Here is a 12,541-nt window from a genome sequence, read left to right on the forward strand (position 1 = left end):
TCACTTCTCGGTGGCGTTGGCCTTGCGAAGCCGGGCCCGGACCGTACGGCGGACCAGCGGGCCCATGTCGTCCAGCGCCGCGACCAGGCCGGCGAGCTGCTCCAGGCTGTCGAACGCGCGCTTCGCGCCGTCCTCGTCGACCCCCTCGTACAGTTCGAGGCCGACGAAGGCGGCCGCGGTGGCGCGGGCGAGCCCGGCGACGTCCACGAACTCGGCGAGCGGCGTGCCGGTCAGCACCCTCAGGAGCACCTCTTCGATCTCGGTGACCCACATGCCGAGGCCGGCCGCGGTGGCGGGGGCGAGCCTGCCGTCCATCTGGCTGCCCGCGAGCATCTGGGCGAGCACGGCGAGGTTCCCCGCCTCACGCTCCTCGGCGTGCAGCGAGCGGCCCAGGTCGAGCAGTTCGCGTAACGAGGTCACCGCCGCGAACCGGTCACGGTAGACCGCCACCCGCTGCTCCGAGCCGTACCGCAGGGCCGCGGCGAGAAGGTCGTCGACGGTGCCGAAGTGGTAGAAGACGAGCGCCTGGTTGACCCCGGCGGCGGTGGCGACGGCCCGCGCGGAGGCGCCCGCGATGCCCTGCGTACGCAAGGTCCGCAGCGCTCCTTCGAGCAGCCTCGTGCGGGTGTCGCCCATCGTCACTCCCTCAGCGGCGTGCCTCTTCGCGCCGCGGCTTCACGGTAGCGGGTACGCCGTGCTCCACGACGTCGACGTAGCGCGCCCGGAACCTTCCCCAGTAGCCGAACAGCGGGCCGAGCTTCGCGTTGGAGACGGTGACGCCGACGCGGAACAGCCCGGCGTCGTCGTCGTACGACTCCCTGACGACAGCGGTCCCGGTCATGGAATCGGGGAGGCGGCAGGAGACGAGCCCCTCGTGCAGACGGAACTCGCCGGACCGGATGACGAGGCCCCCGTGCTCGTCCACCTCCATGTCCAGATCGACCGCCAGGTGCTGGTGCGAACCGAGATAGTCGACGATGCCGCGCCGCTCGTCGTCGTACACCATCGTGGCGTCGAACCGCCGCCGACGGCGGGGCAGGTCGAAGGTGCGGACGAACGTGACGGTCTCGCGGCCGTGGGAGTCGACGTACGGATAGTTCTCGATGGTGAACGGCACCCGCCGGCCCTTCTCGGGGACCAGGATGTTGCGCCAGGTGCCGAGGGCCAGGAACGGACGGGTGAACGCGGCGTGCCAGATGTGGTCCATCGTTCCCGTGCCGACGCAGGCCCGCCCGCCGGTGACGCTGACGCCGAAGCGGCGGCGTAACTGCGGATGCAGGCGGGCGAAGTCGGGGCCGAGGGTACGTTCGAAGATCGAGGTCATCGCGTCTCCAGTTCGGGCAGCGGGGCTTTCGCCGTTCGCGGTTCGCGCGGGCGGCTGGTTGAGCTGGTTGGGCGGCGCAGGCAGCGCCGGGCGGCGGGGGTTCCGGGCAGCGGCGGCAGGAGGACCGCCAGCGCCGCGACCAGTACGGCTGTCGCGGGCGGGGCCAATGCTGTGGCCGTGGCGGTGACGAGCACGCGTACGCACACCTCGGCGAGGGCCTGCCACAGGGAGCGCTCGGGCGTTTTTCCTGTCTCCAGCCAGAGGCGGAGCCGGTCGAAGGACCACGCCGTCGCCCAGCCGATGAGCGGCCGGAAGACGAGGTCCACGGCCCGTCCCCAGCCGGGGCGGTAGCCGTACCGGGTGAGGAAGCGGACACCGTCGGCGGTCTGGACGTATCGCCAGTAGCCGGAGCCCGAGCGGATCGGCGACAGCGGGTGCGCCGAGGCGAACCGCAGCGCGGACGTCCTATCGCCGGGGTCGAGGTGGTCTCCGGCCGTGACGCCGGCACCGGTGATGACAAGGCCGGGGAACAGCCTGATGGCGTACCGGAACTTCTGGGGTTCGCCGTCGGCGCGCGGCAGGTAGTCGATCTCGCTGAACCGCAGATCCCACCGCTGATGCTGGTCAGGGGTCTGCGTCAGCTCCCAGAGAGCATCCATGGGTGCCCGGACCAGACACTCGACATACACGAAGCGACCCACAAGCCACCTCCACAGTTTTGAGCACTCGCTCAAAACTGAGAGTAGGCCGATTTGAGCGACCGCTCAAGTCCTCTGCTCAGGGTGCCCAATGCCAGCGGGAAGGCGGCGTCGTCGGCCATGCCGCCGCGCCCAGCTTCGAAGGCGCCTACCCGACCACGTTCGCCGGGGAGTCGAGCCAGAGGTGTTGGCCCTCCGGCGTGACGGTCAGGCCGAACCGGTCACGCCCTGGGGAACCGAAGGAGACCCACCACAGGAACGCGGCCTCGAGCTCGTCCCAGAGATCACGCGGCCCCCTCTGGAGAACGGCCACGCGCTTGTACTCAGGCGAGTAGTGCACCTGAGCATCGGAGTCGTCCGACCACAGCCACAGGTGAAACTCGCCGTTGTCCTCGTCGGCGTGCCGGCCGTTGAGGTCGGGGATCGTGCCCGCGACCGCCACATCGGCTCCGACCGAGGAGCGTACGATCCGGCGGGGGTCCAGGTAGGTCGACGACTCCCGGTAGTCGCCCACCAGCTCGGGTACGCGCCGCCGTTGCGACCGCAGCATCATGAAGGAACAGCCTCGATAGAACCTCCCCACGGCCGTGCCGTCCCCGGTCACGGTCAACCTGGTCAGGTGACCGGCCTCCCACCGAGGCATCCAGGGGAAAACGATCAGGCCCGCCGGACGCGTCTGCTCGACCCAGGCATGGGGCACCACATCGACGCCGCAGGTGACGTGGACCCGGTCATAGGGCTTGCCATCCGGGCACCCGGCACTTCCATCTCCCAGGACGAGCCGAGGGAGACGCCCGGCGTTCTTGAGGTTCAAGGTCGCTGCGGTGAGGACGGCTTGATCTATCTCGACACTGGTGACGTTGCCGTCGCCGAGGCGATGGGCCAGCAGGCCCGCCGTCCAGCCGGTTCCTGCACCGATCTCCAGGACCTCGTCACCGTCGTAGGGATCGAGCAGGTCCAGGCCCGCCGCGACGATGCTGGGCATGGAGCACGACGAGGTGTAGTCCCCGCTTCCCGCGCTCAGATCGGTCGTCCCGTCCTCGAGCTGGGTGACGATCGCCGTGTTCGAGTAGACGGCGTCCATCCACCCGTCCGGGTCGGCGGTCCGGTCGATCAGATAGCCCGGACCGTCGTCAGGCGAGCACCATGCCTGATCAGGGATGAAGAGGTGACGCGGCACCGCCCGCATGACGTCCACCCATCGCGAGTCGAGGTCTTGTAGCTGTGCGATCAGGCGCGCGTTGTCCGTCACTTGCCCTGGGGCTTCTCGTGCTGACCGCCGCCGGTGTTAGGGCGGTCCCCGTCAGGGGTGGGCTTCTCGGGTGTGAAGGGCTTGCTCGTCGGCTTCTGCCCCTCATGCTTCGCCATGCGGTGAACTCCTTCGTTCAGGGGAACCACGTCGTCTGCCTGTTCGGAGCGCTCGCTCGAAGCGGTCGCAAATCACCACCCAGCCGTCCCAGTGGCGCTCATGGACCAGAAGTCGGAACAACGTCGGGCGGAGCATCGTGTCAGTCCTCCTGCGGCGAGCCGGACAGGGATCACGAGAACACCGAGCGACGCGCACAGTAACGAGTCGCACACACTTGGTGCTCCCAGTCAGGATGCTCCCCTGTCGATGCCGTCAGCAACATGGTTGAGCAAACTGCTCGACCAGCGGTTGCAACCCCCTGTGGCGACTCGACATACCCATGCCGGAAGCGAAGAAGTCGATCAACGATGCCGACGCGTCAGGGCGAGGGGGTTAGATCAAAGCGTGGCAAGGTATCGGCACGAAGCCGCAGGCCGGGGACAGGTGTTCAGATTCGTACCATCATCGGTTGACGGAACTGGTCAGAAAAGCGTAAAGCCGCACTGAATGGCGGGGCGGTCATCGGCAGGTTTCCACATTTCACGAACTATCAGGACTTGTCACTCTCCAACTGTCTCGCCCTCCGGCCCCGACACCCCCGACCGGCCGGAACCCTGACCGAAGGAGAAGACTCGTGACCCGAGTCCTCACGTCCGCCATCGCCATGGCGGCCGCGCTGGCCCTGTCCAGCGGAACGGCCCTGGCCTCTCCCACCGATCCGGCGCCCGCCTCCTCCTCGGCTCCCGCCGCCGGCGGCACGGTCTCCGCCGCCACCGACCGTCTCGCCGCACAGGTCGCAAGCGCCCTGGCTGACCGGAAGGTCCGCGACCGCGCCGTATCGGCTACCGCCTCGGCGCCCGCGGACCTGCTGGCGCTCACTGCGAACACGGGCCTTGCCCAGGCCGCCCGCACGGCCAACCATGCCGTGCTCGCCGCCAAGGGTCTCCCCGCGAACAGCGGCTCACTGCTGCAACTGCGCGTTGCCACCGACGCGATGCGCGCCGGACTGTCCCGCGGTGAGGTGCCGCTGGTAGCGGCGGCGCCCACGGACGACGAGGTCGCCTCGATCACCGCGTACGACCCGCTCGGTGGGAAGGTAACCCTCGACCCCGCCGTGGAGCCTGAGCGGCCGGTGCTGGTAGTCGAGGTCGACGTGGCCAAAGCGTTGCCCATGGGGATCGACCTCATGCGCAAGACCCTTTCCCGCGGCGGGGTGACCGAGGCCAAGCCGCTTTCGACCGTCCAGTCGTCGGGCGGGTACTGGGCCACCAAGATCGACGCGGTCCGGCTGTCGGATGACGAGGAGCCGTGGATCAAGGGAGCCGCTGAGATCTACAGCATCGTCGGCGGTTTCGGCCTGGACGGCAAGGCGACCGTCACCATCGTCCAGATGCCCTACCTGGACCACGACGGCACGACCTATTACCCCAACCAGCTCCTGGTCCACTTCAACGGCTACAAGTACAACCTGGCCGACGTCGTAATGATGGAGGACGACGGCGACACCAACTACCAGCAACTCGCTCAGGCGATCATCACCGTGCTGCTCACCATCGCCGACGCCGGCACCTACATCCCGCTGGTCAACGCCATCATCTCCGCCATCCCCACCTCCTGGTGGACCGACGACCCCGACTATGTGGACTCCTGGTACACGCTGTCCACTACCAGCCGCGGCCGCCTGAACGGCGCGAGAGGGAACGGCTGGATGGACGTGGAGCCGTACTGGGTGTCCGAACTCTGATCCCTAACCCGGCCGGGTCGGGCAGGCCCCGATCCGGCCGGGCCCCTCGATACCCACCGACAGGTGGGCGAGGTGATGGCAACTCGGTGCGACCGACAGCCGTTCGGCGAAGTCGCCGATCGTATGGGAGGACTCAATAGCTTCGCCCGGACCTACCCAGCAATAGCAGCCCTCCGGAATAGGTCAGCTGGCATTTCCTCATCGAGTTTCCAGGTGATGGCCATCGGACGATCGCCTCGATGTTCGACGTACCGCGCAGTGCCGTGGAAGACGAAAGGTTCGGGATGACCACTCTCGTTTTCCTTACGCTCCCTGGTGAACAGGAGAACGTGACTACCCTCAGCGTCATGGGCCTGGTAGCGCATACCTGTGGCGGAATGAGAACTGGTCCGGTTCTGTGACTCCCAGTGGAAAAGACGTGGGGTGAGCGCGTAGTCCCGGTACATGGTCTGAGGGGAGAACTCTTTCTCATTCTTGTTCAGCGTGACGAACAGCGCATCGCACTGGGTGGCAGGGCTCCACGCGACACCCTCGCGCATCGTGGACGGCACCAGCCCACCAAGCGATGCCCATCCGATCGCAGCGAGCACTTCCTCCGTGGAATAACGGGCATTGACCGCGAGCGGAACCGCACCAACCTTTGCATCGAGCGGTCGGGCCACATACCTTGGGCGGTCAACGCCGTAGGCGAGAACCTGCCGGATCTCCTCGCATAGAACGGGCTCTTTGCGCAGCTGGTCCAGCGCCTCATCGTAGGAAGAGAAGTTCCCGCCGTCACGCCAGAAGGAGAAGCACAGCATTCGCATAAAGGCCTGGTCCGTAGGCGAGCAGTCTGCGTAGCGCGGGCCGTCGGCGCTTAGCAATCGATCATACGCTTCGGCACGGCGGCGATCGTCCACGTGCAAGAGCGCCCGGATCCGCCGACCAAGGGCCTCCTCTAGCGGCGAGCCAGGCTCGGTCAACAGGCCGGCGCGACGAAGGAGCGACGTCCAGTACCTTCGGTTGCGGTACAGGTCGCCGATGTCCCGCCCCATCTCTTCGAGATACGCGGTAAGCGACGTCTCCGCACAGGAACGGATCTCCTGCGTCAGAGTGTTCACCGTCGCCCCGAGATGGATCTTGAGTTCGGCCAGCAGCCGATCCTTGGTCACTCGGTCCAGCACGATCTGGCTGCCCGACGGCAGCAGCGGGAACTCGTCTTTAACCTGCTTGTCCAACCTGCCGCGAGAGAACCCAGTCAGTGCCTGGAACCGGTTAGCGAAACGGTACTCCTTACGGTGCTGGCCGACGAAGTCCAACACCGTCAGCACCTCTTTCTCCGGAGTACGGCGAAGCCCTCGACCAAGCTGCTGGAGGAAGATGGTGGCACTCTCAGTCGGCCGTAGAAGCAGCAGGGTATCTACATCAGGTACGTCCAGACCCTCGTTGAACAGGTCGACCGCAAATAGGAAGCGGACCTCGCCATCCCGCAGCGCCCGCAGTGCCGCCTTCCGGGAAGCGTCATCAGTGGAGCCGTCCACCGCAAGAGAGGGCAACCCTGCCCTCGTGAAGAAGTCGGCCATGAAACGCGCATGCCGTACCGAGACGCAGAAGCCCAGGCCACGCACAGTGGCGAGGTTGCTAACCTTGTCGTTCAGCGCATTGAAGACTAGGCGAGCTCGGGCATCGTCTCCAGTGAACAAGTTGTCGAGCGCATTGCTGTCGTAGGAGCCGCGCGACCACTTGATGCCGGTGAGGTCGGTTTCGTCATTGATACCGAAGTAGTGAAACGGGCAGAGCAAGTCGGCATCCAATGCGTCCCACAGACGCAACTCGGAGGCGATCCGGCCCTCGAAGAACTCGTCCTGAACCCAGGTCCCGTCGGCACGTTCCGGGGTGGCGGTGAGCCCCAGCAGTTCCTTGGGTTTGAGGTGATCGATGATCCGTCGATAGGTACGAGCGGCGGCGTGGTGGAACTCGTCGATGACGACTACGTCGAAATGCCCAGGGTCGAATGACTCGATCCCCATGGCGGTGAGCGACTGCACGCTGGCGAAGACGTGCCGCCAGGCCCGCGAGCGATCGTCGCCCACATGCAACTCACCGAAATCTGGCACAGCCAGCACCTGCCGGTACGTGCGCAATGCCTGAGCCAGGATCTCGCGCCGGTGCGCGACGAACAGCAATGACGGCTGGCGCCCCAGCCGATGTTGCAGGTTACGGTAATCGAAAGCCGCTACTACCGTCTTACCGGTTCCGGTAGCCGCGACAAGGAGGTTGCGATACCGACCATGCACGCTGCGCTCGACGTCCAAGTCCTCCAGCATCTCCCGCTGGTGGTGAAAAGGATGCGGCACCAAGGCGGGGATATCGAAAAGCTGCTGACCCACCTTTGATCGGGACAGCGCCTCATCCAACCGGTCACCGTCAACTGCCGGGTCATATAGCTCGAACTCTGGCCGGTTCCAGTAGGAGTCGAAGGTAGCCTCGAACTTGTCCAGCAGCCGAGCGGTAGTCACGGACGACAGCCGTACGTTCCATTCGAGCCCGTCCAGCAGTGCCGCCCTGGAGAGATTGGAACTGCCGACGTAAGCGGTGTCGAAGCCGGTCTCCCGGCGCAGCAGCCATGCCTTGGCGTGTAGGCGGGTGGAGTTCTGCTCGTAACTGATCCGCACCTCGGCGCCGAAGTCGCGCACCAGTCGGTCCAGCGCACGCCGCTCGGTGGCACCCATGTACGTCGTCGTGATCACCCTGAGAGGAACACCCCTGCGCTGCAGGTCCGCGAGGGAGCGTTCCAGGATCCGCAGTCCCGACCACTTGACGAAGGCACACAAGAGGTCCACGCGGTTGGCACTGATTAACTCGGCCGCCAACTCATGCGCCAGGTTGGGATCCTCGCGAGCGTTGGTCAGCAACGCCGCTTCGGACAGCGAGGTCAACGGGCGGACTGGGGCGCTCGCGCCTGGACTGTCCCGCACGATCGACAACAGCCGGTTCGGCCCATCTGCTACGGCCTCGGGTTCCGTCAACTGGTTCAGCAGCCGGTTGACCAGATCAACCTGCTCTTGAGGCTCTTTCAACATGGCCAAAGCTCGGGCTGCTGTTTCGCCCACAAAGCGGCCGAGCAGATGGGCTACCTCTTCTCTGGCAACTTCAGACACCTCCACGAGGTGTCCCATCCGCCGCGTCGTGTCGACGCTTTTGGCGAGCTTGTCAGTGAGCAGCGAGTCGTACAGGCCGGGGATCAGGGCGTCGTCCACTACATGTCCTTGTGGCTAGGTCTGCGCTACAGGCGCACCGCAAGTGATCATCGTATTGAACGCCGGCTCGGATTTCGCCACAACGGCCACAAAGCTGCCGCTCATCCCGATTCACCGAACTCAGACCTCACGGCTGATGTCATCCCGCGCTTGCTGCTGACCAGATGTCCCGACCTGCCGACCACAGCTCCTTGACGTGGTACGTGAAGCGGTCGTAGAGGCCGTCGTCCTGGTAGCGCTTCAGGTGCAGCATTGGCGAATCGTGGCCGACCAGCTTGGCCAAGTGTGGGGTGACAAGCATCTCGTCGTCGAACTGGAACACCGACAGGGCTATGTGCTCGTCGCCGAAGCGCGCCTCGATGCCGGACACACCTTTGAGTTGCTCCAACTCGGCGAGAGTAATGCGGATGCGGGTGGACACCGTCAGCGGCACCGCTTCGATGCCCTCCCGATGACGGGTCACGTCACTGTCGGGATCGCCGATCAGGAATCGGATCTTGCAACCCTGCTCAGCCTTGCGCTTGAGAACTTTGGCCAGGTTGGGGTGTTCCAGCCAGAGGAAGTAGTTCGTGTATCCGGCTATGGTGATGTGCGACTGTGCTTCAGTAATCAGCGTCCGCCATACACTTTTGGGACAGGCGGAACGGTAGGGGTAGACCGTAACAATCTCCCGATCGGGCCCAATCTTGACCGTGTTCCGTATCGCCTCAGGCCATAACACGGACTCATCCACCCCCAGAGCTTCGGCCGCCGCCCACCGGTGACGTGGATGCGGGACACGCGCTTCGTCAGCCAGCCAGCGGGACACCGTCTTGATGTCCACCTCGCACCGCAATGCGAGGTCCCTTTCGGTAAGTCTCGCATCGGTCATTGCTTGCCGTAGAGAGTCATTTGACACGCGCGACCTCGAATCGGGAGGACGTTGAGGACGCATCTGAGCGGCAACGCAAAACGTCCCGCACGTCCCAAGAACGGAGTGTAAACGATCCAATACCAAACGTCACGCTGTGGCCATGCGTACGACGAGACCGTTGAAGGAACTGCAGGCCGCGTTCCCCGGCTGGACAATCTGGCGAAGCTCTGCAGATCGCCTCTGGGCGACGCGTAATCGGCAGCTCACCGACGTGGAGATGAACTACGGGCTGAGCCACACGATCGACGGGGACGACGCGCACCAACTCGGTGAACAACTCCGCGACCAAGAGCGGCTCGCTTCGGAGCTACCGCCCCAATGAGTGCGCCGCCGTCTGCCCTACGAGCCTCCGCCGTCAAGGCGCTCAAAGCCCTCAGCCAGTTCGAGGACGCTTGCCCAGGGTTGCATGTGGCACCTGAGCAGCCTGGCCATGTCGCAATCCGGTGGATGCGGGAGACCCGGCGCAGTGTCTCTGTCCGGGTCGTCGCCCATACCTGCGACGACTGCTCGCCGCTGGCGTACGAACTGTGCGCCTCCGGCGGGCTGCTGTTCGTCCGCCGTACGGACCGGAGCGGCGACCGGCCGAAGATGCGCGAGACCGAGCGCCTGCCGTACGCGCGGATGCGCCCGCTGTGGATGGAACTGCTGCTCGGCCGCGCTCGATAAAACCCTCGCGGGCGACGATCAGTCCAGGACGAGGAACTGCTTGCCGTCGATCAGTTCGCGTACGGCGTCGAGGTGGCCGGCGTGGGTCGCCGTCTCGACGAGGACGTGGAGGATCGCCTCACGCAGGTCGCTCGGCGGCTGGTCGTCGCGGTAGTCCGGCCACCAGCGCGGCGCCTGGTCCGGGGCGCTGGAGGCGATCACCTCGTCGGCCCGCGCTGTCTCCTCGCGATAGAGGGCGAACACCTCGGAGGCGGGCCGGTCGCCGGGCACCTGCCACGCGTCCGCCGGGGTGGCGAGCGAGGCAATCGCGTCAGGGTCGCCGCCGAAGACGGCACGGAACCAGAAGCGCTCGACGTCGATGGCGAGATGGCGGACGAGCCCGGCCGGGGTCCAGGCGGACGGAAGAACGGGCCGCCGGAGGTCGGCCTCGTCCAGTCCGTCCACCATGTCGAGGACGTGCCGCCTCTTCCAGTTCAAGTAACCGAGGAGGGACGAAATCTCACCCGACGCGCTCACGTTTGATCTCCCGTATGAAGGGCGTCCAGCAGTCGCTGGAGGGCCGCGCGGTCGCCGGTGATCTCAAGCCGGTCCCCGGCCTGGCCGGTGGGCTTCTGGTCGATGACCAGGGCCTTGAGGGCGGCGGGATCGGTGCGCAGGGCCGCGTCCCACCGGTCCGGCTCGCCCCGTCGGATCGCGAGCTCGCCGCCGGACATGCGAAGGGTGAAGACGTCCTCCCCGACGTCGACCAGAAACGTCGCGTCGAGGTCGCCCAGCGGGGCGGGGTCCAGATGGCTCTTCATCGCGAGCATCAGCGAATCGGTCCCCAGGGGCGTCGTCGTCTCCTTCCGGGGAGAGTGACGGCCCCATCGGCCCAAGTGGACGAGGATCGGCTCCAGGTCGTCGCCCCACTCGGTGAGCTCGTAGACCCATGCGCGCGCCGGCGGGCCCAGCTTGCGCCGCCGGATCACCCCGCCCTCCTCCAGATCGCGCAGCCGCTGCGAGAGCACGGTGGGGCTGGCGTTGGGCAGGCCGCTCTGCAGGTCGCTGTAGCGCTTCGGGCCGAAGAGCAGATCCCGGACGATCATCAGCGCCCAGCGCTCGCCGAGCAGGTCGAGAGCGCGCGCAGCGGCGCAGGGGTCGCCGTACGTGCGTGCCGTGGTCACGTCGCTCATCCTACTCATCCCGGAGCGGACGCTTGCTTTCCCGTAGTTCAGTACAGCGTCAGCCGGGCGAGCTGTGATACGCCTCGACGAGCCATTCGCCGTCGTGCCGCATAAGGGTCCAGGTCGCCAGTTCCCACCGGTCGGCCGGAGGCTCCTCCTCCCCCGCGAACGCGGTGACGCTCCGCGTGACCACGAGGGCCACGTCCGGGCCGAGGAACCGGACGCTCTCCGGGGTGTGGACGCGCCTGGACCCCTTCAGCGGCCCCGCGAAGGCGGCGCCCATGGCCGACCGGATGCCGTCCCTGCCCTACAGGTGGACCCCGGGCAGGATCACGCTGGCGTCCCGCGCGTACCGACCGGCGAACGCGTCGCCGTCCGACCACGCGGCCGACGTCGCCGCGAACAGGGCCCGTACGGCGCGCTCCTCGGCGCGCGGGTCCGAGCTCATCTCATCCTCCAACAGTCCCGAGGAAGGCCGCCGCGTGGCGGCGGGCGAACTCGGCGAAGCTCGTGGGCCGCACCCCGAAGGCCCGATGGGTCTCCAGCCGTACGTGGGACTCGGGACGCCGCTTCCGTTCGGCGAGAAGCTCACGCAGGATCCGTAGGGACGGCTCGGGCGTCCCCGCCTCCCTCCACTCGCGCAGCTTGTCGTCCAGGGGCAGCTCCACATGGCGGAAGGCGGTTCCCGTCGCCTCCGTGATGTGCTCGGCGATCTCCTTCATCGTCAGCGCCTCCGGGCCGGTCATGTCGTACGCCCTGCCCTCGTGGCCGGCGGAGGTCATCAGCGCGACCGCGACCCTGGCGACGTCCTCGATGGCGACGGGCGACAGCCTGCTGTCGCCGATGGACATGCGCAGCTCCCGCCGGTGCGGATCCACGCCCGTGGAGGTGCCGGGCAGGTAGAACTCCATGAACTGGCTCGGGCGCAGATGGGTCCAGGCCAGGCCGGACGCCTCGATGCGGCGCTCGATCTCCAGGTGCTCACGCGTCCCCGTGAAGCTGCCGGGGTCGAACCCGACGCCGGACTCCTTGCCGGAGTACTTCACGATGTGCGGCACGCCCGCGGCCCTGGCCGCGTCGACGAACGCGCACTGCGTCTCCACCATGCGCTCCCTCGGCGAGGAGATCAGGAGCACGCGCTCCACACCGCGCAGAGCGGCCGTGAGGGTCTCGGGGCGCAGCATGTCGCCCTCGACCACTTCCACCCCTGGCAGCCCGTGGAGCTTCCGGGCCTTGTCCGGGTCCCTGACCAGCGCTCGGACGGGAACGTCCTGCCGCGCGAACTCCCTGACGACGATCGACCCACTGAGCCCCGTCGCTCCGGTGACAAGAATCATGACTACGACGGTAGTACTCATCACTACACAAAAACAAGTAAGTCATACCTACTGCGTAGCATCCAAAATGCTTTGCCGGCGGACGTGGCGGGTTGCGATGCTCGGCCGG

General features: G+C 66.5%; 14 protein-coding genes. 3 read left to right on the plus strand and 11 right to left on the minus strand.

Annotation, left to right across the window (positions count from 1 at the left end):
* The 4 genes from F5972_RS01315 to F5972_RS01330 form a co-directional block, all read right to left on the minus strand.
* Complete coding sequence (locus F5972_RS01315) at nt 1-636, minus strand: TetR/AcrR family transcriptional regulator (RefSeq protein ID WP_150930242.1); 636 nt, start codon at nt 634-636, stop codon at nt 1-3.
* Between the two features lie 10 nt (nt 637-646).
* Nucleotides 647-1,324 carry a DUF4166 domain-containing protein gene (locus tag F5972_RS01320; protein WP_150930244.1) on the minus strand — a complete coding sequence of 226 codons (678 nt, stop codon included), beginning with the start codon at nt 1,322-1,324 and terminating at the stop codon, nt 647-649.
* The gene (locus F5972_RS01325; RefSeq protein ID WP_150930246.1) at nt 1,321-1,983 is read right to left on the minus strand and encodes a hypothetical protein; all 663 of its coding nucleotides are present in this window, start codon (nt 1,981-1,983) and stop codon (nt 1,321-1,323) included. Before F5972_RS01325 ends, F5972_RS01320 begins: the two co-directional genes overlap by 4 nt.
* A 187-nt stretch (nt 1,984-2,170) precedes the next feature.
* Nucleotides 2,171-3,274: a methyltransferase domain-containing protein gene (locus tag F5972_RS01330; RefSeq protein ID WP_150930248.1), complete on the minus strand. Its 1,104-nt coding sequence runs from the start codon at nt 3,272-3,274 to the stop codon at nt 2,171-2,173.
* A 730-nt stretch (nt 3,275-4,004) separates the two neighbouring features.
* Between F5972_RS01330 and F5972_RS01335 the strand changes: the two genes are divergently transcribed.
* Nucleotides 4,005-5,114 (plus strand): DUF3103 family protein, encoded by a 1,110-nt coding sequence (locus F5972_RS01335; protein WP_225311079.1) that lies wholly within the window; start codon nt 4,005-4,007, stop codon nt 5,112-5,114.
* Between the two features lie 152 nt (nt 5,115-5,266).
* On the opposite strand, the gene F5972_RS01340 is transcribed toward F5972_RS01335, so the two are convergent.
* The gene (locus F5972_RS01340) at nt 5,267-8,353 is read right to left on the minus strand and encodes a DUF3427 domain-containing protein (protein ID WP_225311080.1); all 3,087 of its coding nucleotides are present in this window, start codon (nt 8,351-8,353) and stop codon (nt 5,267-5,269) included.
* Between the two features lie 139 nt (nt 8,354-8,492).
* Nucleotides 8,493-9,176 carry a phospholipase D-like domain-containing protein gene (locus F5972_RS01345; RefSeq protein WP_225311081.1) on the minus strand — a complete coding sequence of 228 codons (684 nt, stop codon included), beginning with the start codon at nt 9,174-9,176 and terminating at the stop codon, nt 8,493-8,495.
* Nucleotides 9,177-9,384: 208 nt separating this feature from the next.
* Here F5972_RS01345 and F5972_RS01350 point away from each other — a divergent pair, with 208 nt between their 5' ends.
* Nucleotides 9,385-9,588: a hypothetical protein gene (locus F5972_RS01350; protein WP_225311082.1), complete on the plus strand. Its 204-nt coding sequence runs from the start codon at nt 9,385-9,387 to the stop codon at nt 9,586-9,588.
* A 125-nt stretch (nt 9,589-9,713) separates the two neighbouring features.
* On the plus strand, nt 9,714-9,932 hold the full coding sequence (locus F5972_RS01355) for a hypothetical protein (RefSeq protein WP_225311083.1): 219 nt from the start codon (nt 9,714-9,716) through the stop codon (nt 9,930-9,932).
* Nucleotides 9,933-9,950: 18 nt separating this feature from the next.
* Here F5972_RS01355 and F5972_RS01360 read toward each other — a convergent pair whose 3' ends face one another.
* The 5 genes from F5972_RS01360 to F5972_RS01375 are packed head-to-tail and all read right to left on the minus strand — an operon-like array spanning nt 9,951 to nt 12,432.
* The gene (locus F5972_RS01360) at nt 9,951-10,409 is read right to left on the minus strand and encodes a DinB family protein (protein WP_263641788.1); all 459 of its coding nucleotides are present in this window, start codon (nt 10,407-10,409) and stop codon (nt 9,951-9,953) included.
* 35 nt (nt 10,410-10,444) lie between these two features.
* Complete coding sequence (locus F5972_RS01365) at nt 10,445-11,095, minus strand: winged helix-turn-helix transcriptional regulator (protein WP_150930258.1); 651 nt, start codon at nt 11,093-11,095, stop codon at nt 10,445-10,447.
* Between the two features lie 58 nt (nt 11,096-11,153).
* Entirely contained in the window at nt 11,154-11,390 is a 237-nt protein-coding gene (locus F5972_RS01370; RefSeq protein WP_225311141.1) for an SgcJ/EcaC family oxidoreductase, read from the minus strand.
* Between the two features lie 12 nt (nt 11,391-11,402).
* A complete protein-coding gene (locus tag F5972_RS36850; protein WP_191909889.1) occupies nt 11,403-11,543 on the minus strand; it encodes a nuclear transport factor 2 family protein in 141 nt (46 codons plus the stop codon).
* Between the two features lies 1 nt (nt 11,544).
* Complete coding sequence (locus tag F5972_RS01375; protein ID WP_150930262.1) at nt 11,545-12,432, minus strand: SDR family oxidoreductase; 888 nt, start codon at nt 12,430-12,432, stop codon at nt 11,545-11,547.
* Between the last annotated feature and the right edge of the window lie 109 nt (nt 12,433-12,541).

The organism is Microbispora cellulosiformans (genome assembly GCF_008728085.1).
Classification (GTDB): Bacteria; Actinomycetota; Actinomycetes; order Streptosporangiales; family Streptosporangiaceae; genus Microbispora; species Microbispora amethystogenes.

Excerpts from the sequence above, each read along its gene's own strand:
- F5972_RS01315 (WP_150930242.1), bottom strand. The coding sequence starts at position 636 with ATGGGCGACACCCGCACGAGGCTGCTCGAAGGAGCGCTGCGGACCTTG.
- F5972_RS01320 (WP_150930244.1), bottom strand. The coding sequence starts at position 1,324 with ATGACCTCGATCTTCGAACGTACCCTCGGCCCCGACTTCGCCCGCCTG.
- F5972_RS01325 (WP_150930246.1), bottom strand. The coding sequence starts at position 1,983 with ATGGATGCTCTCTGGGAGCTGACGCAGACCCCTGACCAGCATCAGCGG.
- F5972_RS01355 (WP_225311083.1), top strand. The coding sequence starts at position 9,714 with ATGCGGGAGACCCGGCGCAGTGTCTCTGTCCGGGTCGTCGCCCATACC.
- F5972_RS36850 (WP_191909889.1), bottom strand. The coding sequence starts at position 11,543 with ATGAGCTCGGACCCGCGCGCCGAGGAGCGCGCCGTACGGGCCCTGTTC.
- F5972_RS01375 (WP_150930262.1), bottom strand. The coding sequence starts at position 12,432 with ATGATTCTTGTCACCGGAGCGACGGGGCTCAGTGGGTCGATCGTCGTC.